Here is a 26762-nt window from a genome sequence, read left to right on the forward strand (position 1 = left end):
CGGCATAAAGCAGGCGAACGGCGGATTTTGTTGCTCGGCGGCGGCCCCTTGCGAAACCGATTTTCGGTTTCCAGGCCGAGACGCCAGCGATATGTGGTGAAGGGAGATGGCGATGTCCATACAGGCGACCATGGAAGACAAGCTCAATAAGGCATTTTCGCCGGACAGGCTGGTTATCATCAACGAGAGCCATCTCCATGCCGGCCACCACCATCACGGCTCCGACCATCACGGCACTTATGACGGCACCGGCGAGACGCATTTTCGCGTCCGCGTCGTCGCTTCCGCCTTTGCCGGCATGAGCCGCATCGACCGTCACCGCGCCGTCAATGAACTGCTTGCCGACGAATTGAAGGCCGGCGTGCACGCGCTGGCGATCGAACCGGCGGCTCCCGGCGAAAAGACCCGCTGGTAGCTCGGTTCCGCCGATCGTTTTTCGCCGCGCTCAGAGCACCGCTTCGATGAGGAACGGCCCGCGCCGTGACAGCGCGCTGTCCAGCAGCGCCTCGAAGCGCTCGCATGTATCGGCGCGAGCCGCCTCCACGCCCATGCCTTTGGCCAGCGACACCCAGTCGAGCGAGGGATGGTCGAGGTCGAGCATGCGCCTGGCGTTCTCGCCGATCGCGCCCACGCCGACATCCTTCATCTCGCCATGCAGGATTGCATAGGTTCGATTGGAAAACACGATCGTCACCACGTCGAGCTTTTCCCGCGCCTGCGTCCACAATCCCTGTACCGTGTACATGCCGCTGCCGTCGGCTTCGAGGTTGATCACCTTGCGGTCCGGACAGGCGATTGCCGCCCCGGTCGCCATCGGGATGCCGCCGCCGATCGATCCGCCCGTGCCCATCATGTAGTCGTGCGGCGCTGCAAAGGCCGACAGCGCGAAGAAACGCCTGGCCGAGGTGACCGCTTCATCGCAAACGATCGCATCGGCCGGCAGTCTGCGCGCCACCGACAGCGCGATGGCATCTTCCGTCAGCTTGCCGTTCGGCGTTGCCTCGTCGGGAAAAGCGGCCGCGAGCACCCGTTGTTGTGACGACTTGATGCCAAGTTCGTCGCGAAGCGCCTCAAGCGCCGCATGCAGATCGTCGCCATGGGCGGCCAGTGTCAGCACCTCGCAGCCTTCCCGAACGAGCCGTCCCGGTTTTCCCGGATAGGCGAAGAAGGCAACCGGCTCCTTCGCGCCGACCAGGATCAGAACATCGACATCCCTGAGCACAGCCATCGCCGCGTCGACCGGATAGGGAATGCGGGTCGGCACGACACGCCCGCGCCCGCGTTGCATCCGTGCGATCAGAACCTCGCCGAACAGGCGGACATCGCTGCCCGTCGAAATCTGCCCGGCGATGGCGAGCGCATCGGCGCGTGCGGCCTTTCCGCGAACGATCATGCCTGCCCGGCCCGGAGCGGTACGGATCACCGCGGCGACCTTGCGCACGGCGTCCATATCGACGGCCGGCGCTGGCACCAGCTTCACCTTGCCGACCGAAACCGCGTCGACTGCGCCCCAGGCAGCATCCGCCGGCAGGATCATCGTCGCGACGCCGGGCGGTGTCAGCGAGGCGCGAAAGGCTGCTTCAGCTGCCGGCACGATATCGGCCGAGCCCTTGACGCGGCCGACCCAGTTGGACATCGGCGCCGCAAGGCTCTCGATATCGCTGGTGAGCGGGGCATCGAGCGGCAGATGGTAAGAGGCGTGGTCGCCGACGATGTTGATCATCGGGCTGAAGGCGCGCCGGGCATTGTGCATGTTGGCGAGCCCGTTGGCCAGGCCGGGACCGGTATGCAGCAGCGTCGCGGCCGGCCGATCGGTCATCCGCGCATAGCCATCGGCGGCACCCGTCACCACGCCCTCGAACAGCCCGAGCACGCAACGCATTTTCGGCTTGCGGTCAAGTGCTGCAACGAAATGCATTTCGGAGGTGCCGGGATTGGCAAAGCAGACCGTCACATCATTGGCCAGAAGCACGTCACACAGGACATCGGCGCCGTTCATGCAATTCCCTCCCGCTCACGATCGAAGAGCACTTGCACCCGGGCGCGCCCGCACAGCAATATCCCGCCGCCACTTTTGGTCTGATCCAGTGCCGTAAGGATCAGCCAACCGTCGATTTCAGGAATGCCAGCGCGGCCGCGGTCAGCGCATCGCCGTCCTCGCCGAAATCGCGATTGATCGACATATGCGTGTAGGCGCTGCCGTCGAACAGCGTGACCTGGGTGCCCGTCGCGCGCAGGCGCTCGGCAAAGGCCTTGGAGTCCTCGCCGCGGCCAGGAGCGCGCGAATAGGCAATGAACGTCGGCGGGTGCCTGCGGCCGTCGACATGGCTGGCCGGCGACAGTGCCGCCCATTGCGCGGGATCGGAAAAGACGCGGGCATAGGCCCGCACCATGCCGCCCTTCCTGGCAAGTGCTGCAAGATCATAGGCCCTGGTGTCGTTGAGGATGAGCGCGGCTATGCCCGGCAATCCGCCGCGCATGCCGGTCAGCGCAACCAGATGGCAGCCGGCCGAATGGCCCATGCCGACGATACGGCTGGGATCGCCGCCATGCCGGGCGATGTTGGCCCTGATGTAGGCGTAGGCCTTTTCGACGTCCCCGGCCTGGGTGGCGACATCGGCCTGCGGCAGCATGCGGTAATCGATGGAGACGAAGCAGAAGCCGTTGGCGAGCAGGAAGGCCGGTTTGGCGTCGACCTGACTGCGTTTGCCAAACTGCCAGGTGCCGCCATGAACGAAAAACACGACCGGCAGGCCGATTGCACCATCGGGCGCATAGATGTCGAGCTTGGCCGGCCCGTAGTCGAAGGTCTTTAGCGTGGGTCGGCGTGTTTCCGACGCGGCCGATGCTTCCAATGGCAGCATCGCCGCCACCGAGGCCACGATCAGGCTTCGTCGATCGATCATCACTGTCTCCTGACGAGGCAAGACTGCACGCGGCGGCCCCAGCCGTCCAGTCAGGGATTCGCAACACACCCGCTACCCGCGATGAATGCCGCTCCGCACCGAGCGCCTTGATCTCGCGGAATGGCCTCAAATCCTCATGATCGTAGCCACCTCTTCACATCAAGGGAACAAACGGTACCCCCCGGCAGTTGAATGCGAGACGAGCCGAATGGAAGCCACAGCGGCTCCGAGGGCAAAAGCATCATGCGAGAAAACCAGTCTGACGTCTTTGATCTGTTTTCGGAAATTTACACCAACGCGGCGCAGGAAGAGATCAGCATCCAGCAATATCTCCTTGCCTGCCGCGAGGACAAGTCGATGTATGCCTCGGCGCCTGAACGGATGGTCGAGGCGATCGGCGAGCCGAACCTGGTCGACACCAGCAAGGATGAGCGGCTCGGCCGCATTTTCTCCAATCGGACCCTGAAAGTGTACCCCTCCTTTGCGGACTTTTATGGCATGGAGGACACAATCGAGCGCATCGCCGGCTATTTTCGCTATGCGTCCCAGGGGCTCGAGGAGCGCAAGCAAATCCTCTATTTGCTTGGCCCCGTGGGCGGCGGCAAATCCTCCCTTGCCGAGCGGCTGAAGAAGTTGATGGAACAGCGCCCGATCTACACGCTGAAGGTCGGCAATCAGGTCAGCCCGGTTTTCGAATCGCCGCTTGGTCTTTTCCATCCTGATCGCATGGGCGACCTGCTGGAGGAAAAATACGGCATTGCCCGACGCCGGTTGAATGGGCTCATTTCGCCATGGGCGGCCAAGCGCCTCGACGAACTTTCCGGCGACATTTCCAAGTTCAGCGTCGTCAAGCTGATGCCGTCGCGACTGCGCCAGATCGGCATCGCCAAGACCGAGCCCGGCGACGAGAACAATCAGGACGTTTCGGCCCTGGTCGGCAAGGTGGACATCCGGCAATTGGAAAACTTCAGCCAATCCGATCCGGACGCCTATTCCTATAGCGGCGGACTGAACCGGACCACCCAGGGCCTGCTTGAATTCGTCGAGATGTTCAAGGCGCCTATCAAGGTCCTGCATCCGCTGCTGACCGCTACCCAGGAAGGCAGCTACAACGGCACCGAAAATTTCGGCGCCTTTCCCTACCAGGGGATCATCGTGGCCCATTCCAACGAGTCGGAATGGCTGCAGTTCAAGAACAACAAGAACAATGAGGCTTTTCTCGATCGCATCCTCGTGGTCAAGGTGCCGTATTGTCTTCGGATAACCGAAGAGCGGCAGATCTACGAGAAACTGCTGCGGGAGAGCGAATTGGCCGCCAGTCCTTGCGCTCCCGAGGTGCTGGACATCCTCAGCCGGTTTACCGTCTCGACACGCTTGGCCGAGCACGACAATTCGCCGCTCTACACCAAGATGCGCGCCTATGATGGCGAGAACCTCAAGGAGGTCGACCCCAAGGCAAAGTCGGTTCAGGAATATCGGGACGCCGCCGGCGTCGACGAGGGCATGGCAGGCGTCAGCACGCGCTTTGCCTTCAAGATCCTGTCGCAGACCTTCAACTATGACACCGAAGAGGTGGCCGCCGACCCCGTGCACCTCATGTACATCCTGGAGGAGGCAATCAAGCGCGAACAGTTTCCGAAGGAGACGGAAGCCGCCTATCTGGAGTTCATCAAGTCCGAGCTGGCCGCGCGGTATGCCGAATTCATCGGCCATGAGATCCAGAAAGCCTATCTGGAATCGTACAGCGAGTACGGCCAGAATCTTTTCGACCGCTACATCGCCTATGCCGACGCCTGGATCGAAGACCAGGACTACAAGGATCCCGACACCGGCCAGATCCTCAACCGCGAGGTTTTGGACAACGAGCTTTCGCAGGTCGAAAAACCGGCCGGCATCGCCAATCCCAAGGACTTCCGCAATGAGGTGGTGAAATTCACGCTGCGCGCCCGTGCAAGAAACCATGGCCGCAACCCGGCCTGGACAAGTTACGAAAAGCTGCGGGAAGTCATCGAGAAACGCATGTTCGGCCAGGTCGAGGACCTCTTGCCGGTGATCAGTTTCGGCTCCAAACAGGACAGCGTCACGGAAAAGCGGCACCATGAATTCGTGCAGCGGATGGTCGAGCGCGGCTACACCGAGCGGCAGGTTCGTCGCCTTGTGGACTGGTACATGCGGGTGAACAGGGCGGGTTAGAGAACCCGGATGGTTCCATGCCGATCTTCATCGACCGCCGCCTGAACCCGAAAGACAAGAGTCTCGGCAATCGCCAGCGCTTCCTGCGACGCGCGCGCGAGGAATTGAAGCGGAGCATACGCGACCAGATCCGCACCGGCAGGATTGCCGACGCGGATTCCGAGCACGCCGTGCGCATGCCCGAAAGAGGCACAAGCGAGCCGAGCTTCAACAACGCCCGCGACAGCGGCAGGCGCCAGCACATCTTGCCGGGCAACAGGCATTTCTCCGCTGGAGACCTGATCCCCAAGCCCGGCGGAGGCGGGGGAGCGTCGTCCCCGGGAAACAAGGCATCCGAGGACGACTTTCGTTTCGTACTGTCGCGCGAGGAAGTGCTCGATCTTTTCTTCGAGGATCTCGAACTCCCCGACATGGTCAAGCTCAACCTCAAGGAGATCCTTGCCTTCAAGCCGCGCAGGGCGGGCTTCGCCGCCACCGGTTCGCCGACCAACATCAATGTCGGCCGCACGATGCGCAACAGCCACGGCCGCCGCATTGCGCTGAGGCGCCCCAAGCAGGTCGAACTGGATGCGATCCTCGAGGAAATCGCCTCGCTCGAGGAGGCGCCATTCAGCGCCGACGCGCGCCGGCGTATCGCGGCGTTGCGCGAAGAGCTTGACCGGCTGGAACGACGACGCCGACGGATTGCCTATGTCGATCCGGTCGACATCCGCTTCAACCGCTTCGATTCCCGGCCGGTGCCGAACGCCAATGCCGTCATGTTCTGTCTGATGGACGTGTCCGGGTCCATGGGCGAGCGCGAGAAGGATCTGGCCAAGCGCTTCTTCGTGCTGCTGCACCTGTTCTTGAAACGGCGCTACGACCGCATCGAGATTGTCTTCATCCGCCACACGCACCTGGCTCAGGAGGTCGACGAGGAAACATTTTTCTACAACACCCAAAGCGGCGGCACTGTCGTTTCCACCGCGCTGGAGGAAATGCACCGTATCATCGCCAGCCGCTACCCGGCCCACGACTGGAATATCTATGCCGCCCAGGCCTCGGACGGCGACAATTTCGCCGGCGATTCAGAGCGATGCATTTCGCTGCTCAACGGCGAGCTCATGCGGCTGTGCCAGTATTTTGCCTATGTCGAGATCATCGACGAGCGTGAAGCCCATATTTTCGGCTCGACCGAAAACGGGACATCGCTGTGGCGTGCCTATAATGCCATCGACCAGAAATGGCCGAACTTCCAGATGAGCCGCATCGCTACGCCCGCCGATATCTACCCGGTCTTTCGCCAGCTCTTCGGCAGGCAGCCGGTCTCCCTCAAGCGGGCATGAGGGTTCCCGATGGTCCGACAAGCCAGCAAATCCAGCCTGCTTTTCTCAGGGTCCGACTGGGATTTCAAAACATTGTCGCGGGCCTATGACGCGATCGAGGCACTTGCGGTCGAAGAGCTTCATCTGGACACCTATCCTGTTCAGATGGAGATCATCTCCTCGCAGCAGATGCTCGACGCCTATTCGTCCATCGGCATGCCATTGATGTACCGTCACTGGTCTTTCGGCAAACATTTCCTCCACCAGGATCTGCTCTATCGCAAGGGCGGGCGAGGGCTTGCTTATGAACTGGTCATCAATTCCAATCCCTGCATCGTCTATCTGATGGAGGAAAACACCATGGCCCTGCAGGCCTTGGTGACGGCCCATGCAGCGCTCGGGCACAATCATTTCTTCAAGAACAATCAATTGTTCAAACAATGGACGGATGCAGGTGCGATCCTCGGCTACCTGGACTTCGCCAAGGGCTACATAGTCCGTTGCGAGGAGCGGCACGGCCTCGCCGCCGTCGAGGCTGTTCTCGATTCCGCCCACGCGCTGATGGATCAGGGCGTGTTTCGCTATCACCGGCCGCCGAGGCTGTCTTCGGAACGGCAACGCGAAGGAATTCGCGAGCGTCTCGAATACGAGGAGCGCTCCTACAACGACTTGTGGCGTACGCTGCCGCCTTCGCAGCAAGCGGCCAACGACAAGGGCCAGGACCCGGAGCGGAAGAAATCGCTCAACCTGCCTGAGGAAAACCTGCTCTATTTCCTGGAAAAGAACAGCCCGGTCCTGGAGCCCTGGCAGCGTGAGATCATCAGGATCGTTCGGGTCATCGCGCAATATTTTTACCCGCAACGGCAAACACAGGTGATGAACGAGGGCTGCGCCACGTTCGTGCACTATACGCTGATGAACATGCTGTTCGACCGTGGCCAGATCAGCGAAGGCGCCATGCTCGAAATCCTGCGCAATCATTCCAACGTGGTCTTTCAGCCGGCCTTCGACGATCCGCGTTTTTCCGGCATCAACCCCTATGCTCTCGGCCTCGACATGATGCAGGACATTCAGCGCATTTCGACCAAACCCACGGCCGAGGACCGCGATTGGTTCCCCGACATCGCCGGCCAGGGCAACTGGCGCGAGGTCCTGCTTGACGCCTGGGCCGAGCATCGCGACGAATCCTTCATCCGCCAGTACCTCAGTCCGGCCTTGATCCGGAAATGGCGGTTTTTTGTGCTTGGCGACGCTGCCGACCAACCGCATTGTCTGGTCGCCTCGATCCACGATGAGCGCGGCTACGCCAAGATACGCGCCACGCTCGCCAACAGCTATGATCTCGGCGCGAACCGGCCGGACATTCAGGTGGTGGATGTCGATCTGCTCGGCGACCGCCATTTGCGCCTGCAGCACAAGGTCAATGACGGCATCCTTCTCGAGGATGCCAGCCGCGACGCCACGCTTCGTCACATCCGCAGGCTTTGGGGTTATGAAGTCAGCCTGGCGGCCATGGATGCCGAGACCGGCGCGACGATCCACGAACGCTCGACCAACCAGATCGCCGGATGACGTGCCCCGGCCTCCCTGCGCGTATCAGGTGTCGCCGGCTGGCCTGATCCTCAGCCTTGCGATCCGGTTCTTGTCGCGTTTCATGACGATGAAGCGCTTGCCGTGGAACGTAAAAGCCTGCTTCTCCTCGGGGATCGATTGCGTCTCGTGAATGACGAGGCCGGCAATGGTGGTGGCCTCCTCATCCGGCAGGTTCCAGTCGAGAGCCCGGTTGAGGTCACGGATCGGCACCGTACCGTCGACGACCACGGAGCCGTCGGCCTCCTGCTTGACGCCCTGTATGTCGACATCATGCTCGTCGGCGATCTCGCCGACGATCTCCTCGATAATGTCCTCCAGCGTCACCAGTCCTTCGACCTCGCCATATTCGTCGACGACGACGGCGAAATGCGCTTTGCGGCGAAGGAAGGCGTTGAGCTGTTCCTGCAAGGTTGTCGTGTCGGGCACGAACCAGGGCTTCGAGGCGATCTTCATCACTTCGATCCTGGAGAAGTCGTTGCCGACTTCGTTCAAGGCGCGCAGCAGATCCTTTGCATGCAGCACGCCGACGATGTTGTCGAGCGAGCCTTTCCACAGCGGCATGCGGGTGTGCGGGCTTTGCAAGATCTCGCGCACCACCGCTTCCGGCGCATTGTCGGCATTGACCGAGCGCATGTTGGTGCGGTGGACCATGATGTCGGAGACTTCGAGTTCGGCGAGATCGAACAGGCCGCCGACGCGGTCGCGATCCTCGCGCACCACCTGGCCGTCGCGGCGGAAATCGTCGACCGCGCCGCGCAATTCGTCCTGGCTGGAACGCTGCGGCTCGATGCGTGAAAGCTCGTAGCCGAACATGGCAAGCAGGCGCGTGCGCACGGCAACAAGCAGCACGATGAGGATGGCAAGGACGGCGACGACGATCCAGCCGGGCTCGTTCATCTCCGGTCGCTTTCCCTGGGGTGATTCTCCCTGAGGAACGACAGCACTTCCGAGGCCGGCACGTCCTTGGCGATGAAGGCCTGACCGATGCCGCGCGTCAGGATGAAGGTCAGCGCGCCGCGCGACACCTTCTTGTCCTGGGTGATGAAGGCCAGCAGCGCCTCGGCGTCAGGCAGATCGCCCGGGATGTCGGCTATCCGCCAAGGCAGGCCGACGGCGCGCAGATGCGCCTCGACGCGCGCGGCATCGTCGGGGCTTGCCAGATTGAGCCGCGACGAGAACCGGTAGGCCAGCGCCATGCCGATGGCGACCCCTTCGCCATGGACGAGGCGGGCTCCGTCATACTGGGTGGCGGCTTCCAGCGCGTGGCCGAATGTGTGGCCGAGATTGAGCAGCGCGCGGTCGCCGGTCTCGAACTCGTCGCGCGCAACCATTTCGGCCTTGGCGCGGCAGGCTTCGGCAATCGCCTGCGCCCTCTCCGGCCCGCCGGCAAAAACCTGGATCCAATTCTTTTCCAGCCAGGCGAAAAACTCCGGCCGGTCGATGAGCCCGTATTTGGCGAGCTCGGCATAGCCGGCGCGGAATTCCCGGATCGGCAGCGTGTCCAGCACCCCGGTGTCGGCCAGCACCAGTTTCGGCTGATGGAAGACGCCGACGAGGTTCTTGCCGCGTGGGCTGTTGATGCCGGTCTTGCCGCCGACCGAGGAATCGACCTGCGCCAGCAGCGAGGTCGGGATCTGCACGAAACTCATGCCGCGCCGCACGATGCCGGCGGCAAAGCCGGCAAGGTCGCCGATAACGCCGCCGCCGAAGGCGATGACAATGTCGCCGCGCTCCAGTTTCGCAGCCAGCACACCGTCGACCACCTCTTCGAGATGAGCAAAACTCTTGGTCTTCTCGCCGGGCGGCAACGTGATCACGGCGGTCTGGATGCCGTCCGTTTCGAGGCTGGCCTGAAGGGCAGCGAGATGCGCTGCCGCGACATTGGCGTCGGTGACGACCGCGGCGCGTGTACCCGGCAGGCGGCCCGATATCTCGGCGCCCGCGCGGGCCAACAACCCCGAACCTATCAGGATATCGTAGGTCCGGTCGCCAAGGCCGACTTCGACGACAACGGGTGCCTCGATGCTCACTGTTCCACCTCGCCCGTCGCCGTCGTCTCATCGATGCCGAAATGCCGGCACAGCGCATCCACCACCTCGGTCGCGATGACTTCCTTGCGGTCGTCGCGGGTCGGCACGGTGACATCAGATGTCGCGTAGACCGGATAGCGCTCGCCCATCAGCCGCTCCAGCACGGCGCGCGGATCGGCACTTTTCAACAATGGCCGGTTCTGTTTCTTGGAGACGCGGTCCATCAGAAGATCGAGCTCGGCCTTCAGCCATACCGACACGCCCTGCGCTGCAATCGCCTCGCGCGTCTGCGCATTCATGAAGGCGCCGCCGCCGGTCGACAGCACCTGCGGGCCGTTTTCCAGCACGCGCAGGATGACGCGCTGCTCCAGCGCCCGGAATTCGGTCTCGCCATAGCGCTCGAACAGCTCCGGAACGGTCATGCGCGAGACGCTTTCGATCTCCTGGTCGCTGTCGATGAAGGGCAGAGCCAGCATCGTCGCCACCTTGCGGCCGATCGCCGTCTTGCCGGCACCCATCAATCCGACGAAGACGACGGAACGGCTGCCCAGCCGGCCAAGCAACGCGGCGTAGGTCTCGTCTGGAGGATTTGCTGGCAGCGCGTTCATCGGATGTTTCGAAGGCCCTCTTTGCCGGCGTATCGACATGAAAAGCCCGTTTGCGTCAAGCGTGGCAAGTGCCTTGAACCCGATATGGACCGGCAAGGTCTGCATCAGAAGTTGCTAACAGGCCTCCGCTTCGTCCTTGAATTGGCCGGATTGGCGTCCCATAAGGGGACAGGGTTTGGAAACGCAGAACAAGAAGACGGGCGAAAACTGATGCCGACACTGTTTCGCTTTGTCGTGGTAACAGCGATTCTGGCAGGTATTGCCTACGGTGCGATGTTCGCACTGGTGATGTTCGTGGAGCCCAAAAAGGGCGAAATGAGCGTGCGCATCCCTCCGGAAAAGCTGAATCCCAAGAAAAGCTGAACCCGAAGAAAAGTTGAATGAACAGCGCCGCCCGCATCGAAGCCTTTCTGGAAATGATGAGCGCCGAGCGGGGCGCGGCCGAAAATACGCTTTCCTCCTACCGCCGCGACCTCGAGGACGCTTCTGGCGCGATCGATGGCGGGCTGGCCGGTGCCGCCGCCGCCGATATCCGCGCCTATCTCGACGACATTGCCGCCCGCGGCTTTGCAGCCACGTCACAGGCGCGCAAACTGTCGGCGATCCGCCAGTTCTTCAAATTCCTCTACGCCGAAGGCCTGCGGGGCGATGACCCGACCGGCACGCTGGACAGCCCGAGAAAGGGCCGCCCGCTGCCCAAGACGATGAGCGAGGCCGACACCGGCCGGCTGATCGACCGAGCGGCGCTTGAGGCCGGCGATGCCTCGTCGGGCGATGGGGACAGTCTGGCGTCACTGCGCCTGCATGCGCTGGTCGAGGTGCTTTACGCCACCGGCCTGCGCGTTTCCGAGCTGGTCGGCCTGCCGGTGACGGTGGCGCAGCGCGACGACCGTTTCTTCATGGTGCGCGGCAAGGGCGACAAGGAGCGCATGGTGCCGCTCTCGGCCAAGGCACGCGCGGCGATGAAGACCTGGCTCGCCGCCCGCGCCAAGGTGCCAGCCTTTGCCGACAGTCCGTTCCTGTTTCCGGCCGCCTCCGACAGCGGCTATCTCTCGCGTCAGGTCTTTGCGCGTGACCTGAAGGGGCTGGCGGCAAGGGCCGGCATCGCCTCGGCGAAGATCTCGCCGCACGTGCTGCGCCATGCTTTCGCCAGCCATCTCCTGCAGAACGGCGCCGATCTCCGGGCCGTGCAGCAATTGCTTGGCCATGCCGACATATCGACGACACAGATTTACACCCATGTGCTGGAAGAGCGGCTGGTGCGGCTGGTCAACGATCATCATCCGCTTGCCGACTAGGCCTCATATCGCTATGTGAGGACGACATTTCACCGCCCGGAGCCTTGGATTCAAGGGATCCGTCAGCCACTGCCTTCCGACGTATCGGTCCGCTCACGCATGTATAATTACCTCGATTTCGAAAAGCCGGTGCAGGACCTCGAGGGCAAGATCCTCGAGCTGAAGAAGCTTGCCGAGAATGGCGAGGCGGTCGATGTCGGCGACGAGATCAGCCGTCTTGAGAAGCGCTCCCGCGACGCGCTGCGCGACGCCTACAAGGCGCTGACGCCGTGGCAGAAGGTGCAGGTGGCTCGCCATCCCGACAGGCCGCATTGCGTCGACTATATCAAGGGCCTGCTCACCGATTTCACGCCGCTGGCCGGCGACCGCAATTTCGGTGAGGACCAGGCGATCGTCGGCGGTTTCGCCCGTTTCCGCGGCGAACCCATTGCCATCATCGGCCAGGAAAAAGGTTCCGACACAGCCAGCCGCCTGAAACACAATTTCGGATCGGTTCGCCCGGAGGGCTACCGCAAGGCGGTACGGCTGATGGAACTGGCCGACCGCTTCAAGATCCCGCTGCTGACGCTGGTCGACACGGCTGGCGCCTATCCCGGTGTCAACGCCGAGGAGCGCGGCCAGGCGGAGGCTATCGCCCGTTCAACCTCGACCTGTCTCGGCCTGAAAGTGCCGTCGATCTCGGTGGTCATCGGCGAAGGCGGTTCGGGCGGCGCCATTGCCATCGCCACCGCCAACCGCGTCTACATGCTCGAACACGCCATCTATTCGGTGATTTCGCCGGAAGGTGCCGCCTCGATCCTGTGGCGCGACACAACGCGATCGAAGGACGCGGCGACCAACATGAAGATCACCGCGCAGGATCTTTTTGAATTAAAGATCATCGACGCCATCATCCCCGAGCCGCTCGGCGGTGCGCATCGCGGCGCCGAAACGGTGATCGCCGCGACCGGAGACCTCATCGCCAGGACGATGAAGGATTTTGCCGGCGCCAACACCGATTTCCGCGAGCAGCGCCGCGAAAAATACCTGGCCATGGGCCGCAGTCTCTGACCACAGGCAGCCTTGGCCGCAACAATGTGGCGGGGCGGAGCATTTTTGCCACAAAAATGCCGCTGCATTCGGCTCAATGAGACTGCCGCAGGGGGATGCGTCGGCACTTGCGGTAAGGAATTTATTAGGGTTAACGGGCTTAGGGTCCGTCGATGCGCAGTGTAGCAGCCGGGGCAGGAAGCGTCCTGGCGCCAGAGAAAAGACGATATCCGTAGCCATGTTTGTCAAGCTTGCCCGCACCGGAATCCTGATCGCTGCCCTCGGCGTTGCCGGCTGCAACAATTCGTCGATGAAGGATTTTGCCCCGGAGGCCAACAAGCCGCTGCCCGACAAGATCCTTGCCGACATGAAGGCCAAGGGCATGGTCCGCACCTCGTCGGTGATGGCCCGCATCTTCAAGGAAGAAGGCAAGCTCGAGATCTGGAAGGCCAAGACCAACGGCCGCTACGACATGGTCGCCAGCTACGACATCTGCAAATGGTCGGGCAAGCTCGGGCCGAAATACACAGAGGGCGACCGCCAGGCGCCGGAAGGCTTCTACACGGTGCGCCCGGCGCAGATGAATCCGCGCTCGAACTACCATTTGTCCTTCAACATCGGCTATCCCAACGCCTATGACCGCGCCAATGGCCGTACCGGCTCCAATTTGATGGTGCACGGCGCCTGCTCGTCGTCGGGCTGCTATTCGATGACCGATGCGCAGATCGAGCAGATCTATGCCTTCGGCCGCGACGCATTCCAGGGCGGCCAGACCGAGTTCCAGATCCAGGCGTTTCCGTTCCGCATGACCGCCGCCAACATGGCGCGCTACCGCAACGACCCCAATTACGACTTCTGGAAGATGCTGAAGGTCGGCTACGACAATTTCGAGATCACCAAGGTGCCGCCGAAGGTCGATGTCTGCGAGAAGCGTTATGTCTTCAACCAGGTTGCCGCCGACGGTCAGACATTCGATCCGACCGGCGCCTGCCCGGCGACCACGCAACCTGATTCGCTGAAGAGCGCCTACAATTCCTACATGAGCACCTACGACGCTGCGTTCAGCGGCGCGGTCAAGGCCAGCGTGCCGGCGCCCAAGCCGACCATCGCCGGCATCAAGGAAGCCAGCATCGTCTCCGACTGGTCCAAGCGCCGCGCACGCGGCGAACGCGTGCCGATCGATCCGCCGTCGCTCAACAATGACGGCTCGGTCACCGAGACGGCACGCATGGGCCGCATCGATTCGCCCGCTGGCCGCAAGATGGCGGCCCTCGATGCCGAAAAGGCGGCCAAGCAGAAGGCCGAGGAGCAGAGGCTCGCTGCCATAGAGGCGGCCAAGCAAGCCAAGGAAGCCGCCAAGGCCCAGGCTCTGGCCGAAAAGGAGGCCGAAAAGGCTGCCAAGGAAGCCCCTGTCGCCACCGCGACCATCGCGGCCCCTTCGGAAGCGGCACCGATGGCTGAGACGCAAGCGGCGAGTGCCGACGAGAGCCGCGTGACGAAGCTGAAGAACAAGCTGCTCGGCATGTTCGGCGGTTGATTTCGCCCGTGGATGATCGCGCCGCTATTTATGACCTCAAGGGGCTGAACTGCCCCTTGCCCGTGCTCAAGGCCAAGAAGCGCCTGGCGGGGATGCAACCGGGCAGCCGGCTCTGGCTGGAGACCACCGACCCGCTGGCCGTCATCGACATTCCGGCATTCTGTTCGGAGAGCGGCCACCAGTTGATTGAAACGGCGGCGGTTTCCGGCGGCCATCGATTCCTGGTCGAGCGCGGCGCGCCGTAATCGTGGGAGCTACCGCCCGGCAATCGCCAGCGGGTTGTTTTCCAGCGCGGCGCGATCGGGCGTGTCGATCGACGGCCGGTTGGTGAAGGCGGCGAACAGCCTGCGGATATAATCTTCGGGCATATCGAGCGTGATCAGCACCAGCCGCGTGCCGCGCTGGCCATCTGGCCAGGACGGCAATTGCACCGGCGGATGCAGGATCTTCTGCACGCCATGGATCACCAAAGGCCGCGACGGGTCTTCCCTGAGCTCGATGACGCCCTTCATGCGCAGCAGGCGCTCGCCATGTGTCGAGCGCAGCAGGTCGAGGAACATCTCGATCGCCGAAAACGGCACCGGGCCGTCATGCACCAGCGAATAGGAACGCACCCGCGAATCGTGGCGATGACCGTGGTCATGGCCATGTTCGTGATCATGCCCATCATGGTGATCATGATCATGATGGTGATGATCATGAGCGGCTTCCTCGCCCAGCCAGCGCCGCACATCAGCGGATTTGGTTGCCGGGTTGTAGAGGCCGCAATCAAACAGCGCCGCCACGCCTGTCCCCGTGTCACCGGCATCGAGCAGTTCGGCGCCCGGATTGATCTGCCGCAGGCGCGCCCGAAGCATTTCCAACTCATTGGGATCGGCGACCAGATCGGCTTTGCTGAGCACGATGCGATCGGCGACGGCAGCCTGCTTGACCGCCTCGACATGGGCGTCGAGCGTGGCGTTGCCGTTGACGGCATCGACCAGCGTGATGACGCCGTCGAGCCGGAAGGCCTGGATCAGCGCCGGATGCGCCATGATCGACTGCAGCACCGGCGCCGGGTCGGCAAGGCCGGTGGTCTCGACGATGACGCGGGCCAGACGGGCGATGCGGCCGGTCTGCAGCCGGTCGACCAGGTCGGCCAGCGTATCGACCAGTTCGCCGCGCACCGTGCAGCAAAGGCAGCCGTCCGAAAGCTGGATGATGCCGTCGGAAGACTGCTCGACCAGCAAATGGTCGATCGCCACCTCGCCGAACTCGTTGATGATTACCGCCGTGTCGGCCAGCGCCGGATCCTTGAGCAGCCGGTTGAGCAGCGTCGTCTTGCCGGCGCCTAGGAAGCCGGTCAGCACCGAGACGGGGATCGGGAAGCCGCTGCCCATTGGCTAGTTCGCAACCTTGGCCGGCTGGTCGCCCTGCGCGGCGGAGCCGGCAATCTTCGGGCCTGCGCCGGCCGGTGCCGGCCTGTCGGGCCGCCAGCTCGGGATCGGCACATCGGCATATTCCTGACCGCCCCGGTCGAGGATGGCCTTCGGCGCCGGACCGGTGGCGCCGCCAAGGCCGACGGCAACCAGCGTCGGCACATGGTCGAGCTTTTCCTGATAGGGCGATTTCGGCACGTCCTTGGCGGCAACTGGCGGCGCCTCCGACTGCTCCTGCGGCGTCTTCTTCTTGCAGACCTCGTCCTTCATGTCGTTGGGCGAGACCGTGTCGCCATAGGGCGCCAGCGTGGTGACGGTGGCCGAGCCGGCGGCAGGCACGTCAAAACCTTGATCGAGCAGTTTTGCCGCGGTCTCGGCACGTGTGACCGCCGATTTCTCGCCAAGCACCACCGCGACCAGCGTGCGCCCGTTGCGGGTCGCCGAACCGATCATGTTGAAGCCGGAAGGGCAGACAAAGCCGGTCTTCATGCCATCGGCGCCGGGATAACGGCCAATCAAGAGATTGTAGTTGGGAATAGCCTTCTTGCCGACGGCAAGGCCCTCGATCGAGAACCACGGCGCATATTGCGGAAATTCGCGGCGGATCGCCATCACCAGCACGGCGAGGTCGCGCGCCGTCGTGTACTGATCCGGCGAATAGAGCCCGTTCGGATTGACGAAATGCGTGCCGTTCATGCCGAGCCGGGTCGCTTCGGCGTTCATCCGGTCGGCAAAGGCCGCCTGCGAACCGCCGACATTTTCGCCCACCGCCATGGCGATGTCGTTGGCCGATTTGACCAGCATCATCTTCAGCGCGTTGTCGAGCCGCATCACCGAGCCCGGCTTGAAGCCCATCTTGCTTGGCGGCTCGGCGGCGGAGTGTTTGGTCACCTTTATCGGCGAATCAAGCTGAACCTCGCCGGCGGCGATCGCCCGAAAGGTGACATAAGCGGTCATCAGCTTGCTCAGCGACGCCGGATACCAGCGCTTGAACGCGTCCTGATGCTGCAGGATTTTGCCGCTGCCGAGATCGAATACGACCACCGGATTGGCCAGCGCCGGCCCGGCCACGACCGACAGCGCGATTGTGCCAACCGAGAATAGTTTGAGGAAATGCCTGTACCGCATGATCAAATCCGAAATCGCCTCTTGCCGTAGTCGCCCCTGGCTCCGTAAGATTTCGTTACGCGATCGCCAGCATGATTGGTCCGACCCTCAAAAACCGGACCGCATCGTTGCGGTGCTATTTACCCTATGTGACGCCAAGATGGCAAAGTGCCTGGCGATCACAATTGCAAGGCAGCGGACGACACCCGCCTGTCCCAACAGCGAGATGGAACCATCATGCCAATCCTGAACCGTGCCGCCGAAATGCAGGACGAAGTTGCCGGCTGGCGCCAGCATCTGCACCAGACGCCAGAACTGAACTTCGACGTCTTCAAGACCGCCGCCTTCGTCACCGAGAAGCTGAAGGCTTTCGGCTGCGACGATGTGGTCACCGGCCTCGGCAAGACCGGCGTCGTCGGCGTCATCCGCGGCCGCCAGGGCGAAGGCCCCACCATCGGCCTGCGCGCCGATATGGACGCGCTGCCGCTCAACGAGATCACAGGCAAATCCTACGCCTCGACCATCCCCGGCAAGATGCACGCCTGCGGCCATGACGGCCACACGGCGATGCTGCTGGGCGCGGCCAAATACCTCGCCGAGACGCGCAACTTCACCGGCTCCGTGGCGGTGATCTTCCAGCCGGCTGAAGAGGGCGGCGGCGGCGGCAACGAAATGGTCAAGGACGGCATGATGGAGCGTTTCGACATCTCCAGGGTGTTCGGCATGCACAACATGCCGGGCCTGCCCGTCGGGCAGTTCGCCATCCGCCCGGGCCCGATCATGGCGGCGACCGCCGAGTTCACCATCACCGTGCGCGGCAAGGGCGGCCACGCGGCGATGCCGCACGGCACGATCGACCCGATCGTCATCACCAGCCAACTGGTCGGCGCCTTGCAGACGATCGCCTCGCGCAGCACCGATCCGGTCGAGGCCGTGGTGGTGTCGGTGACCAAGTTCCACGCCGGTGACGCCTACAACATCATCCCCGAAACGGCCGAAATCGCCGGCACCGTGCGCACCTTGCGCAAGGAGATCGCCAAGAAGTCCGAAGAGCGCATCCGCAGCATATGCGACGGGCTGGCGACCGCGTTCGGGGCAAAGATCGAGGTCGACTACCAGGCAAATTACCCCGTGACCTTCAACCACGCGGAAGAGACGGTGTTTGCCGGTGATGTCGCGATGAGTGTCGCCGGCGACGCCCATGTCCACCGCGGCATCCAGCCGGTGATGGGCGGCGAGGATTTCTCGTACATGCTCGAAGCCCGCCCCGGCGCCTTCATCTTCATCGGCAATGGCGACACCGCCGGTCTCCACAACCCGGCCTACGACTTCAACGACGAGGTCATCCCGCACGGCATGAGCTACTGGGTGAAACTGGCGGAAACCGCGCTGGCTGCCTAGCCAATTCAGCACCTAAACAGCGCGTCCCAAAATTGCTCGCTTTGGAACAGCCAGCTGTGGTGCTCATCTCCATATAGAGGATTTATCGCGCAAAATAATGCGATGTCTTGTCGGCTTGTGAATCAAACTGACAAGACATTTTCACGCACCAGCTCAAGTTCCGCGCGCCCTTCAACGCGATCTACATGCAATATCGATACGTGCACTTTCTGACCTCGCTGGAATGCGCTGTTTGTCCTGAAATCCATTGGCAATTTTGACGAATGGACGAGTCCGTCCAAGCCAGGTTCCAGTTGGACGAACACTCCAAACGCTGCGGTGTTTGCAACAGATCGATGATGCGCTGAACCAACTGGAAATCTCTTGTTTGCTCCTGCCCAGCCATTGGCGGCAATTTCAGCTTCAAATCGAGAGAGTTTACTACGTGCCGCTGACAAATCTATAAGCTTTGCCAAATCGTCGTTGTCGAAGATCGAGCGATACGCTGCAACCTCTTTTGAGCGGTGCATTTCAAGCTCCTCCAGCAGGTCCTCAGCGTTCTCAAGCACTGTTGCGCTGGTGTAGTGCTGCTTCGTATCGCCGATACGATTGGCTATCCGGGATGCAACGCTCTCTTTCTCGAACCAGCTATCTTCTGCTATTGCCGCAAGATAATATTGTTCCAGGTAAATTCTTTCATGGACATGTCCCGCAGGCGCGATCGCCACAAGATCGTCATCAGTAATATCTTTCACGCGAAAATCTTCGCAAACAATGCAGAAACCACGGACCAAATATTCTAGTTCTCTACGAAACACGGCCTCCTCCACCCCAAAAGCGGCGACCTGATTACGCAATAGTGCCACGCGCACGTAGCCCTTCATTCGGTCATTTCCAGGTGAGTTATATATGTTGAGAAGAACTCGTAGCAGCAGAAGCCGCGCAAAAAAATGAGGCCGACTATCTCGAAAATCGGCAGCAAAGACGTTCTTCAGATAGGAAGCATCGCTGTCGTAAAATCGCTGGTTGGCCCTCAATAAGACGCTTGTTACAAGGCTTAATGGCAAAACGTGGCGACCCTCTGACAGTCGGATCTTTGTAATTTCGTCAGTGCCAATATGTCCGCTCGTGCAAAACTCTAAGAATATTTCCAATGCTCTTCGCATATTTCTACCGGACAGACCTACAATTAGTCTTCTGACATACCTATCGTGCTCAAATATTGATCGAACTATCGAGGAAAAATAATATCCCTGATCTGAAGCAGGATACTCTACTTGAATACCATTAGGCAGATCGTACCGAAGCAACTTCTCACCACTTTTCGCAAGTTCACGGAGCGCAAGATTTACGCGGCTTGCGAGGATCCGCTGAAACAGTGGCGGCTCGATCCGAAATACCAAATCCTTAAGAGCCGTGTCCAACGGGGGTTCATTCCGATGGTTGTCGTAAGTCTCTTCGCGCAACGGGAGGAGTACTAATCCACGAAATTCGCGCTGCAACCACTGAGCTGCCTCGAACATCAGTAATTGCTCTTCGCGGAGGCGCTTGTCAGAATTGTCGAGGACGATAATCAACAGTATGCCTTTTTCTGTCGAGCAGTATCTGGCGGTATTAACGGCAACCGCATGACGATTGGCCATAAGCGCGGTCAACATGTCGGCCAGCTTCGAATCAAAGAGCCCAGGCGTGCTCGAATACAACCGACCCACGCCCTTCCGAAAATCGTTTACTTCGATGGAATGAACTGCCTTCAACCCTTCAAGCGAGGCGAAATTAATCTTTGGATTTGCACCAATGCAGCCTCGGATTATTTCCTCCCGGAGCCATGGATATATTTCATCGCGCGAGATGGGTGCCGGATTCATATCGACGCGTATCCAGAGCGTCTTTGAACGAATGTCTGACGGCAAGGCCACGTCTTGCAGATAGTCTACGAAGGTGGATTTTCCCGCACCGGCACTCCCAATAAGGAGCATAACCTTGTGTTCAAGCGCGCGCGCATTACGGAATGGCTTGATAATTTCAGCCGGATTGCCCGTATCTTCTAATGTCTTGGAGTTACTGACCGATGGCGGCGTCGCCGCCCGAATGACCTTATCGATCGGCTCGATGTATCGTTCTCGACGCTTAGAGCTGATGTAGGCCTGTCGAGCGATGACGCTACGATCTGCACGCGACTGCGGGTTGAACAGGTGCGCAAAATCCGTCGTGATGGTAGCGCCAAAGGAATTGACTGGCACTTGCTCTTTCTGTTTCGCAAGCCCCCCAACGAGTTTTACAGGCTTCCAATATCTCGAGGGTTTTATGACGGGCAGCAAGGATGTATAATACTTTTCCAAAGTAACGGAGCCAAACAGCTTGATCAGCTCACTCATTTGCGGTGAGTACCTGTCAATTTGATCAAACGAGATGTCTAAAACAGGCTTTGCCTGATCATGCCAGCCAGCGAGAAGTTGATTTCCATTAGACGCAATAACACGCGAAGCTGGATTCAAACCACTTGGATGAATGGCGTTTAGCTCGCTCGCGTAGAGACGGGCTTCCCTAAAGGCCTCGAACACATCGGCCCCGGGTTTTTTACCTTCGACCACCAGCAATGGAATGGTGCCCTGGGTTACCAAATAATCCGGAACATAACTTTTCAGATCACTGCCTTTGCCAATTGTGAATTTCCGAAGATTCTTCTGCGCACTCACTTGCGCGGGGTCGAAACCCAGCCCTGAGGGGGCTTCCCCGATCAACAATGGATAGAGGAATTTATGCTCTACGTCGCGCTCGTTCTCGAGCTTCGACAAGTCCGGTTTCTCAAAATCCATTTTTGCCACCCCGTGCAGACGCTTCATATCACTCTCACCGCAAACACGGAGCAAGTGATTTCAAGTTCCAATCGATATGAAAGGCGCGATCAAGGCCTTCGGGAATGCCACACGCGACGCTGACAATGACGCGGAATGCCTTCGGCCGGCCTCTTGGCGAAACGATCCGAAGCGGCTATGTGTCGGGCCGCGTGGTCCCGTAGCTCAGTAGGATAGAGCGGCAGATTCCTAATCTGTAGGTCACAGGTTCGATTCCTGTCGGGATCACCACGCTTTTCACCAGCTTAGCAACTGACGTCGTACTTTTCGCGAAACAGTGCAACGAATTCTAATCTCGGCGGGAATGCATCGCCGAACAAGGAACGATCCAGCTTCGCTCCGAAGAGCGGGCACTACAATGGCCCTTTTGTCTGGCCGAAGGCTGCCGGCAGGATCATTGCGAGGTGATGGTTGACCGTGGTGCGCTGTGACCTAGCTTAAAGTTCATGATGGACAGTCAAGAGCCGGGAAGTGGCGAATTGTCCGCACCGGCGAACTCTCGCGAGGTTGATATGCAGAGGCGCAAATCGGCGTCTCAGGCCCCCGCATGTGTCCTTGGTCGGCCATTGCCCGCCAAGGAATATCAACTGCGGCGATCTATCAGCGCGCGACCGGCGCCCCGCCATCCGCAACAATTCGCAAGTACCAGAAGGATCCCGAAGAAAGCGACGTTTCGAGGGCGGTAAGCCTGGCCAATACCAAGGCGGATGACCAGACATCGCTTTACGAACTTGACGATACACCCCAGAACGCACGGGCACGGCAATGCCAAATTATCTTGCCGAAATGTATGCAAACGACGTAAATTTGGCCATTCTGATCGCAGTGGTGACGCTTGCATCGGTGGGCGTCTATCTTGTGCTCCGGCGTATCCTTGCCGCGGTGCGACGGCGCCGCCTTGCAGCGTTTGACGAAGGCAGATCCGGTATCGCCGACGAGGCTTCTTGGGAATGGGAAAGCCCGGCCGGACTTGTCGCCGGACCTGCTTCTTCCAAGGCTGCCAACCCCTTGCATGCGGTCGGCCTGGATGTTCGGGCTCAAAATACCAACTACTCTCGGTTCGGAGTGCGAATCGAGCATTTCGCCGCGACATCCGAACCCAGCGGGAGCTCGTTAGTGACCGGTGCTCCTGCACCGAACAGTGTGCAGTCTGGCCGGCTTGCAGCATCCATCAGCGCGATCGCGGAACGTGGGAAGCGGATTTGCGGGTCGGCATGGGACCAATTGCGCCATAGAGCTTCACCGCCAAAAATTGCTCCGTTGGCCTATGCTGCGGATCGCGGTTTGAATTTCACAGCGCAGATGGGAGATCCCGACCCGGCCATGGCGCCTGCCTCAAACCCTGTCGTTCGCAGGCCGATCGTTCTTGTATCGCGCTTGGGTCTCGCCGCCATTTGTCTGGCCGCGCCGATTGGCTATGCGATGACGAGACAAATCTGGGTCGAAAGCGCTTCCGCCATCTCGCAAACCCAAGACCAAGCCCATCGAGACCTTTCGCGCCCGTTGGGACCTCAGGCGAGTGCCGAATTGTTTGGCCCGGATCTCACGGCTAACCAGGCGCAAGACGGGACGGATCGTGCTCAGGCTGCCGCTGCGAGACAATTGGCCGACCAGGAGCACCGGGCGGCGGAAGGCGAGCGTGCCAGGAGCGCCGCTCTGCAGGGAGCGCTCCTCGAGGCGAGCAAGCAGATCCACACGCTGAGGGCAAGCATGGCAGCTGCCGATGACGCGCGCGAGGAGCGGTTGCGCAATGAACTCGCGGCGGCCCGCACTCTTGACGCGTTGCGGCGCATTGCGGGAGATGCCCGCACGATGCTGAGCGAGGCCACCAGCTATGTCCTTGAGGAGATGCCCGCTGCTCATCTCGAGCAGGAGCAGGCCCAAAGGCAGGCGCGCGATTTATCGCAAGCGCGCGTCCAAATTGAACAGCTTGAGACCGAGGCCGCCGAGGATCGCGCCACGGCCAAGGCTTCACTGGCGCAGGCGAGCGGCATGCTCGACGACGAACGCCGGAAGGCGGAGCTGCTTCGTGGCGATCTCGCCGAAGCGAAACTGGCCAATGCCGCACTCATGAAGCGTACGGCCGTGGCTGAGCAGGAACGGACCGACGCGGTCACAGCGAGACAACAAGTGGAGCGGACCGCAGCTGACACGGAGCGAACGCTCGCACGAGAACGCGCTGCAGCAGCAGCGGCCGTTGAGGAGCTGAAAGAAGCTCGCGTCGAGCGCCAGGCGGCTGAACTGGAGCGAGCCAAAGCAGTCTCAGCGAAAGAGCGTGCCGAGCAGGCCGCAACCGAGACGGCACAGGCTCTGGCACGGGAACGTACTACAGCCGTCATGAATCGTGAGGATCTCGACAGAGCCCGCATCGAGCGCGAAGCAGCCGCCCAAGCTCTTTTGTTGCGTGTCGCTAAGCTTCAGGAGGCTCTGGACGAGCAACGCGAGGCCACTGTTTCTCTTGCCCGCGACTTGGCTGCGGCGCGCGGGGACAACGACAGGCTCAGGACTGAGCGCCGCAGCGCGCAGATCGAACCGCCCCTGAAGCCGCGTTCTGGCCGCGCGGCAGCCAGCCAGGTGAAGGCCGTCAGCAAGAAGACTGGCAAGGTTCGCAACCCTTCGCGGATGACCCGGGTGCGTTCGATCACACTTCCTTATTCGCTCTTGCCAAGACACGTGACACCGCAGTGATTTCCGACTGCGCGGTCCCTTCCGTGGAAGGCCATCTTTGATGCCCCGCACCCTTGGTAACACACCCGAGGCCTGCTGCCATTTCGGCCAAAGATGAATGGCCCCTCGAATTCACCCTGCTTCATCAGCGAGGTGTTCTGCGCGGTTCGCTATGTCAGGCCGATCACGCTGCCTGTCGCGTCCAATTCGCATTGGATCGCCGCCTGCCGCGTTTCCACGTTGCCTTGCCGCACATAGTCGATGCTGACCTCGATAGGGGCCGAGATCGTCGCCCGACTCAACTGATGTACGAAGCCCGCGCTGCTGACGCGCACGCTGGTCGCCCCAAACGGAGCGGCGGCCGACTCGATGGCATCATGGCAGGCCCGAACGACTTTATCCGAGACGCCCGGCAACGCCTCGGTTTGGCTGACTGTTGATTGAGTGTTGCTGTCGCTGGGAGGCTGGAGAGCGGCCGGCAGGTCGAGCGACTGTCCGCCCCTTGCGGACGCAACAGCAGTAGCGGTGGCCGGACCTACCGTCCCCGGGGCTGTCGCAGTGCCGCTTGTGCTGGTCTCGCCGTCGTCCGCCGACGAACTGGAGCCGCCGGGGTCATCGCCAGTCCCTTTCTGCGAGCCGCCGCGGTTGCCGCCGGCGTCATGACCTCCGCCGCCACCATGGCCACCAGAACCATGGCCGCCGTTGCCATGCCCTCCGCCTTGCTGGCCACCGGTTGCAGCTCCTGCGCAAACTACGGCGATCGAGCAAGCTAAGACGAAATACGCACAGGTGAATCCACGCGATTGACGCACGACGACCTCCATGGATGCGTCGGTCCAACCGTCTTTCCGCGGCGTGCAGTCAGAACGGCCCGAACCGCCGCTGCCCCCGAGGCAACCTCGCGATTGCCGCGCCCCCAAAGAACTAGGGGATCGATCCGGTGTATCAAGGATATTTGGCTGGTAAGCGCCGATGAGAGATCGCTTGGCTGGCGAGTGCCGTATCATTCACGTCGAGGCCGACCGTGGATGACGCCGCAGACGCCTTCATGACCCAATGACCGGAGTCCGGGGAGTGGCCTGGCCGAGGCCCGGGCGAATGCAGAGATCAGCTCCGCCATGGCGAACCATGGCGGGGCAGACGGATCACCCCGCCTCAGCCAACCCTGACGACAAAATGCTTCGTCACCGGCTCGATGATCTTCCAGGTTCCCTTGAAATCGGCTTCCACCACGAAGGCATCGCCGGGACCGACCTCGACCGGTGTGCCGCCGTCCGGCGTGATGATGATGCGGCCGGCGATCATGTGCACGAACTCGTAGTCGGTATAGGTGGCGTGATAGGTGCCGGGCGTCGCGCGCCAGGTGCCCGACAACACCTTGCCGTCCTCGGTCGTGTGCTGGACGGCGGTTTGCATGGTCGGCTTGCCCTCGACGACGATCCAGCCAGCCAGATCGCCGGCGTCCGCGTGTTCGACGGTGCCGAATTTGAGGATTGTCTCGCGTGTCATGTGCTGGGCTCCGTTTGGTGGATTGCGTGGGTTGTTTGCCTGGCCGGTCAGATAACCGATGCAGCTGCCGCGAGCAATGCCGGAGCCATACGGCCGGCACCTTGGCTGACGGTGCATCAAACAAAAAACCCGCCTGTGCGGCGGGTCACTGGCGCAAATCAGCACCATAGGCAAAAATGTACCATAGCTGAGGTCACCGTGTCAAGAAAAAATTCCTATCGTGAAAAATGGCGGCACAAAAGCCGCCAAAACCGGCTGCCTCGAGGCCTGTTGTTAATCTGAGTTCGGAACCCTGCCCTGTGGCGCACGCCGCGTCCTTCGGCCCTCGACGGGCGGGTCAGGGTTTGTGCCGCGCCGAGACGAGTTCCGCCTTGCGCCTTGCCGTCTCTATTCCCAGACCGATGAAAGCACGCGCGTGCTTGGCCAGCGCCATGTTGTCCTTCCACAGATTGCGCCAGATCGCGGTCTTCTTCGACAGGTTCTCATCGACGATTTCCGAAGAGAAGGATTCGAAGCTGAGGTCGTCGCTGTAGCCGATAGCGGTCAGCGCATCGAAGATCGCGGCGAAATCGATATTGCCGGTGCCGAGGAAGCCGCGGTGGCTTTCGCCGATATGGACATAACCGATCTTATCGGCGGCATGACGAATGGCCAGCCCGACATCGGCCTCCTCGATGTTCATGTGGAAGGTGTCGAGATGCAGGAAGATGTTGTCCGAGCCTGTGTCCTCGATGAAGGCCAGCCCTTGCGCGGCGGTGTTGAGCAGATTGCTTTCGAAGCGGTTGACGATCTCGAGGTTGAGCGTGACGCCGGCCGTCTTGGCTGTCTCGGCAACCTTGGCCAGCGTGCCGGCACTGCGCTGCCATTGATCGCGCGTCGGCGCCTCGACCTGCAATCCGTGGCTGGTCGAGAGAATGCCGGCGACCTTCCGGCCGCCGAGATCACGCGTCAGCGCGATGGTGTCGTTGAGGATTTCGACGCCGCGCGCGGCAATCGCCTTGTCGCCGCTCGAAATGTCGCCATCAACAGGCAATCCGATGCTGATCGCGACGCCGAGGCCAAGATCGGCGATGCGCCTGGCAAGCCCGCCGATGTCGACATTGGCGGGATCGAGATAGGAGAATTCGATGAGGTCGAAGCCGGCCTCCCTGGTGTTGGCCAGCGTGCGCTCGAGATCGGCCTGAGCCGAGCCCGCCGACCAGACGAAAGAATGGATTCCAATACGCGACATCATCGTCTCCGGCTTCTGCGCATCGGCCCCATTGGGGAACCGATGCCTGGACAAGACGTGCGGCCGGGTGATCCCGGCCGCACGCTGCTGAGGG

22 protein-coding genes and 1 tRNA gene are annotated in these 26762 nt (G+C 61.3%); 12 read left to right on the forward strand and 11 right to left on the reverse strand.

What is annotated here, in order from left to right; translation table 11 throughout:
* Positions 1 to 112: 112 nt before the first annotated feature.
* On the forward strand, positions 113 to 415 hold the full coding sequence (locus EOB49_RS02335) for a BolA family transcriptional regulator (protein WP_013529365.1): 303 nt from the start codon (positions 113 to 115) through the stop codon (positions 413 to 415).
* A gap of 30 nt (positions 416 to 445) precedes the next feature.
* On the opposite strand, the gene EOB49_RS02340 is transcribed toward EOB49_RS02335, so the two are convergent.
* Both EOB49_RS02340 and EOB49_RS02345 read right to left on the reverse strand, forming a co-directional pair.
* Positions 446 to 1999 (reverse strand): acetolactate synthase large subunit, encoded by a 1554-nt coding sequence (locus tag EOB49_RS02340; RefSeq protein ID WP_127380027.1) that lies wholly within the window; start codon positions 1997 to 1999, stop codon positions 446 to 448.
* Positions 2000 to 2099: 100 nt separating this feature from the next.
* On the reverse strand, positions 2100 to 2906 hold the full coding sequence (locus EOB49_RS02345) for an alpha/beta hydrolase (RefSeq protein ID WP_127380028.1): 807 nt from the start codon (positions 2904 to 2906) through the stop codon (positions 2100 to 2102).
* A 243-nt stretch (positions 2907 to 3149) separates the two neighbouring features.
* On the opposite strand from EOB49_RS02345, the gene EOB49_RS02350 reads away from it, so the two are divergent.
* From EOB49_RS02350 to EOB49_RS02360, 3 genes are read left to right on the forward strand one after another with little or no spacing between them, the layout of a single operon-like run.
* The gene (locus tag EOB49_RS02350) at positions 3150 to 5099 is read left to right on the forward strand and encodes a PrkA family serine protein kinase (RefSeq protein WP_127329979.1); all 1950 of its coding nucleotides are present in this window, start codon (positions 3150 to 3152) and stop codon (positions 5097 to 5099) included.
* Between the two features lie 17 nt (positions 5100 to 5116).
* Positions 5117 to 6424, forward strand: coding sequence for a YeaH/YhbH family protein (locus EOB49_RS02355; protein WP_127380029.1), 1308 nt, complete (start codon positions 5117 to 5119; stop codon positions 6422 to 6424).
* 9 nt (positions 6425 to 6433) lie between these two features.
* Positions 6434 to 7975, forward strand: a complete 1542-nt coding sequence (locus tag EOB49_RS02360) for a SpoVR family protein (protein ID WP_127380030.1) — start codon at positions 6434 to 6436, stop codon at positions 7973 to 7975.
* 24 nt (positions 7976 to 7999) lie between these two features.
* On the opposite strand, the gene EOB49_RS02365 is transcribed toward EOB49_RS02360, so the two are convergent.
* The 3 genes from EOB49_RS02365 to EOB49_RS02375 are packed head-to-tail and all read right to left on the reverse strand — an operon-like array spanning position 8000 to position 10634.
* Entirely contained in the window at positions 8000 to 8893 is an 894-nt protein-coding gene (locus EOB49_RS02365) for an HlyC/CorC family transporter (RefSeq protein ID WP_127380031.1), read from the reverse strand.
* Positions 8890 to 10026: a 3-dehydroquinate synthase gene (gene aroB, locus EOB49_RS02370; protein WP_127380032.1), complete on the reverse strand. Its 1137-nt coding sequence runs from the start codon at positions 10024 to 10026 to the stop codon at positions 8890 to 8892. Before aroB ends, EOB49_RS02365 begins: the two co-directional genes overlap by 4 nt.
* The gene (locus EOB49_RS02375; RefSeq protein ID WP_127266670.1) at positions 10023 to 10634 is read right to left on the reverse strand and encodes a shikimate kinase; all 612 of its coding nucleotides are present in this window, start codon (positions 10632 to 10634) and stop codon (positions 10023 to 10025) included. Before EOB49_RS02375 ends, aroB begins: the two co-directional genes overlap by 4 nt.
* Before the next feature lie 210 nt (positions 10635 to 10844).
* Here EOB49_RS02375 and EOB49_RS02380 point away from each other — a divergent pair, with 210 nt between their 5' ends.
* The 5 genes from EOB49_RS02380 (at position 10845) to EOB49_RS02400 (ending at position 14743) form a co-directional block, all read left to right on the forward strand.
* Entirely contained in the window at positions 10845 to 10997 is a 153-nt protein-coding gene (locus tag EOB49_RS02380) for a histidine kinase (RefSeq protein ID WP_127266685.1), read from the forward strand.
* 17 nt (positions 10998 to 11014) lie between these two features.
* Entirely contained in the window at positions 11015 to 11932 is a 918-nt protein-coding gene (locus tag EOB49_RS02385) for a site-specific tyrosine recombinase XerD (protein ID WP_127321560.1), read from the forward strand.
* Positions 11933 to 12031: 99 nt separating this feature from the next.
* Positions 12032 to 12982, forward strand: a complete 951-nt coding sequence (locus EOB49_RS02390; protein ID WP_127380033.1) for an acetyl-CoA carboxylase carboxyltransferase subunit alpha — start codon at positions 12032 to 12034, stop codon at positions 12980 to 12982.
* 217 nt (positions 12983 to 13199) lie between these two features.
* The gene (locus tag EOB49_RS02395; RefSeq protein ID WP_127380034.1) at positions 13200 to 14498 is read left to right on the forward strand and encodes a murein L,D-transpeptidase family protein; all 1299 of its coding nucleotides are present in this window, start codon (positions 13200 to 13202) and stop codon (positions 14496 to 14498) included.
* 8 nt (positions 14499 to 14506) lie between these two features.
* The gene (locus tag EOB49_RS02400; protein WP_164761850.1) at positions 14507 to 14743 is read left to right on the forward strand and encodes a sulfurtransferase TusA family protein; all 237 of its coding nucleotides are present in this window, start codon (positions 14507 to 14509) and stop codon (positions 14741 to 14743) included.
* A 9-nt stretch (positions 14744 to 14752) separates the two neighbouring features.
* On the opposite strand, the gene EOB49_RS02405 is transcribed toward EOB49_RS02400, so the two are convergent.
* Together EOB49_RS02405 and EOB49_RS02410 are read right to left on the reverse strand one after the other, a co-directional pair.
* Complete coding sequence (locus EOB49_RS02405) at positions 14753 to 15877, reverse strand: GTP-binding protein (RefSeq protein WP_127266675.1); 1125 nt, start codon at positions 15875 to 15877, stop codon at positions 14753 to 14755.
* 3 nt (positions 15878 to 15880) lie between these two features.
* Positions 15881 to 17044: a D-alanyl-D-alanine carboxypeptidase family protein gene (locus EOB49_RS02410; RefSeq protein ID WP_127380035.1), complete on the reverse strand. Its 1164-nt coding sequence runs from the start codon at positions 17042 to 17044 to the stop codon at positions 15881 to 15883.
* A 216-nt stretch (positions 17045 to 17260) separates the two neighbouring features.
* On the opposite strand from EOB49_RS02410, the gene EOB49_RS02415 reads away from it, so the two are divergent.
* Complete coding sequence (locus tag EOB49_RS02415) at positions 17261 to 18424, forward strand: M20 aminoacylase family protein (protein ID WP_127266677.1); 1164 nt, start codon at positions 17261 to 17263, stop codon at positions 18422 to 18424.
* Positions 18425 to 18546: 122 nt separating this feature from the next.
* On the opposite strand, the gene EOB49_RS02420 is transcribed toward EOB49_RS02415, so the two are convergent.
* Positions 18547 to 21249 carry a S1 RNA-binding domain-containing protein gene (locus tag EOB49_RS02420; protein WP_127380036.1) on the reverse strand — a complete coding sequence of 901 codons (2703 nt, stop codon included), beginning with the start codon at positions 21247 to 21249 and terminating at the stop codon, positions 18547 to 18549.
* A gap of 166 nt (positions 21250 to 21415) precedes the next feature.
* Here EOB49_RS02420 and EOB49_RS02425 point away from each other — a divergent pair.
* Positions 21416 to 21492, forward strand: a tRNA-Arg gene (locus EOB49_RS02425).
* Between the two features lie 534 nt (positions 21493 to 22026).
* The gene (locus tag EOB49_RS37270; protein WP_245472406.1) at positions 22027 to 23949 is read left to right on the forward strand and encodes a hypothetical protein; all 1923 of its coding nucleotides are present in this window, start codon (positions 22027 to 22029) and stop codon (positions 23947 to 23949) included.
* A 149-nt stretch (positions 23950 to 24098) separates the two neighbouring features.
* On the opposite strand, the gene EOB49_RS36860 is transcribed toward EOB49_RS37270, so the two are convergent.
* The 3 genes from EOB49_RS36860 to EOB49_RS02445 all read right to left on the reverse strand — a co-directional run bounded on the left by EOB49_RS36860 (position 24099) and on the right by EOB49_RS02445 (position 26668).
* Complete coding sequence (locus EOB49_RS36860) at positions 24099 to 24752, reverse strand: hypothetical protein (RefSeq protein ID WP_206526081.1); 654 nt, start codon at positions 24750 to 24752, stop codon at positions 24099 to 24101.
* 331 nt (positions 24753 to 25083) lie between these two features.
* Positions 25084 to 25437 carry a cupin domain-containing protein gene (locus EOB49_RS02440; RefSeq protein ID WP_127266678.1) on the reverse strand — a complete coding sequence of 118 codons (354 nt, stop codon included), beginning with the start codon at positions 25435 to 25437 and terminating at the stop codon, positions 25084 to 25086.
* Positions 25438 to 25774: 337 nt separating this feature from the next.
* Positions 25775 to 26668, reverse strand: coding sequence for a sugar phosphate isomerase/epimerase (locus tag EOB49_RS02445; RefSeq protein ID WP_127380037.1), 894 nt, complete (start codon positions 26666 to 26668; stop codon positions 25775 to 25777).
* Positions 26669 to 26762: the final 94 nt, after the last annotated feature.

Source organism: Mesorhizobium sp. M7A.F.Ca.MR.148.00.0.0 (assembly GCF_003997735.1).
Lineage (GTDB): Bacteria > Pseudomonadota > Alphaproteobacteria > Rhizobiales > Rhizobiaceae > Mesorhizobium.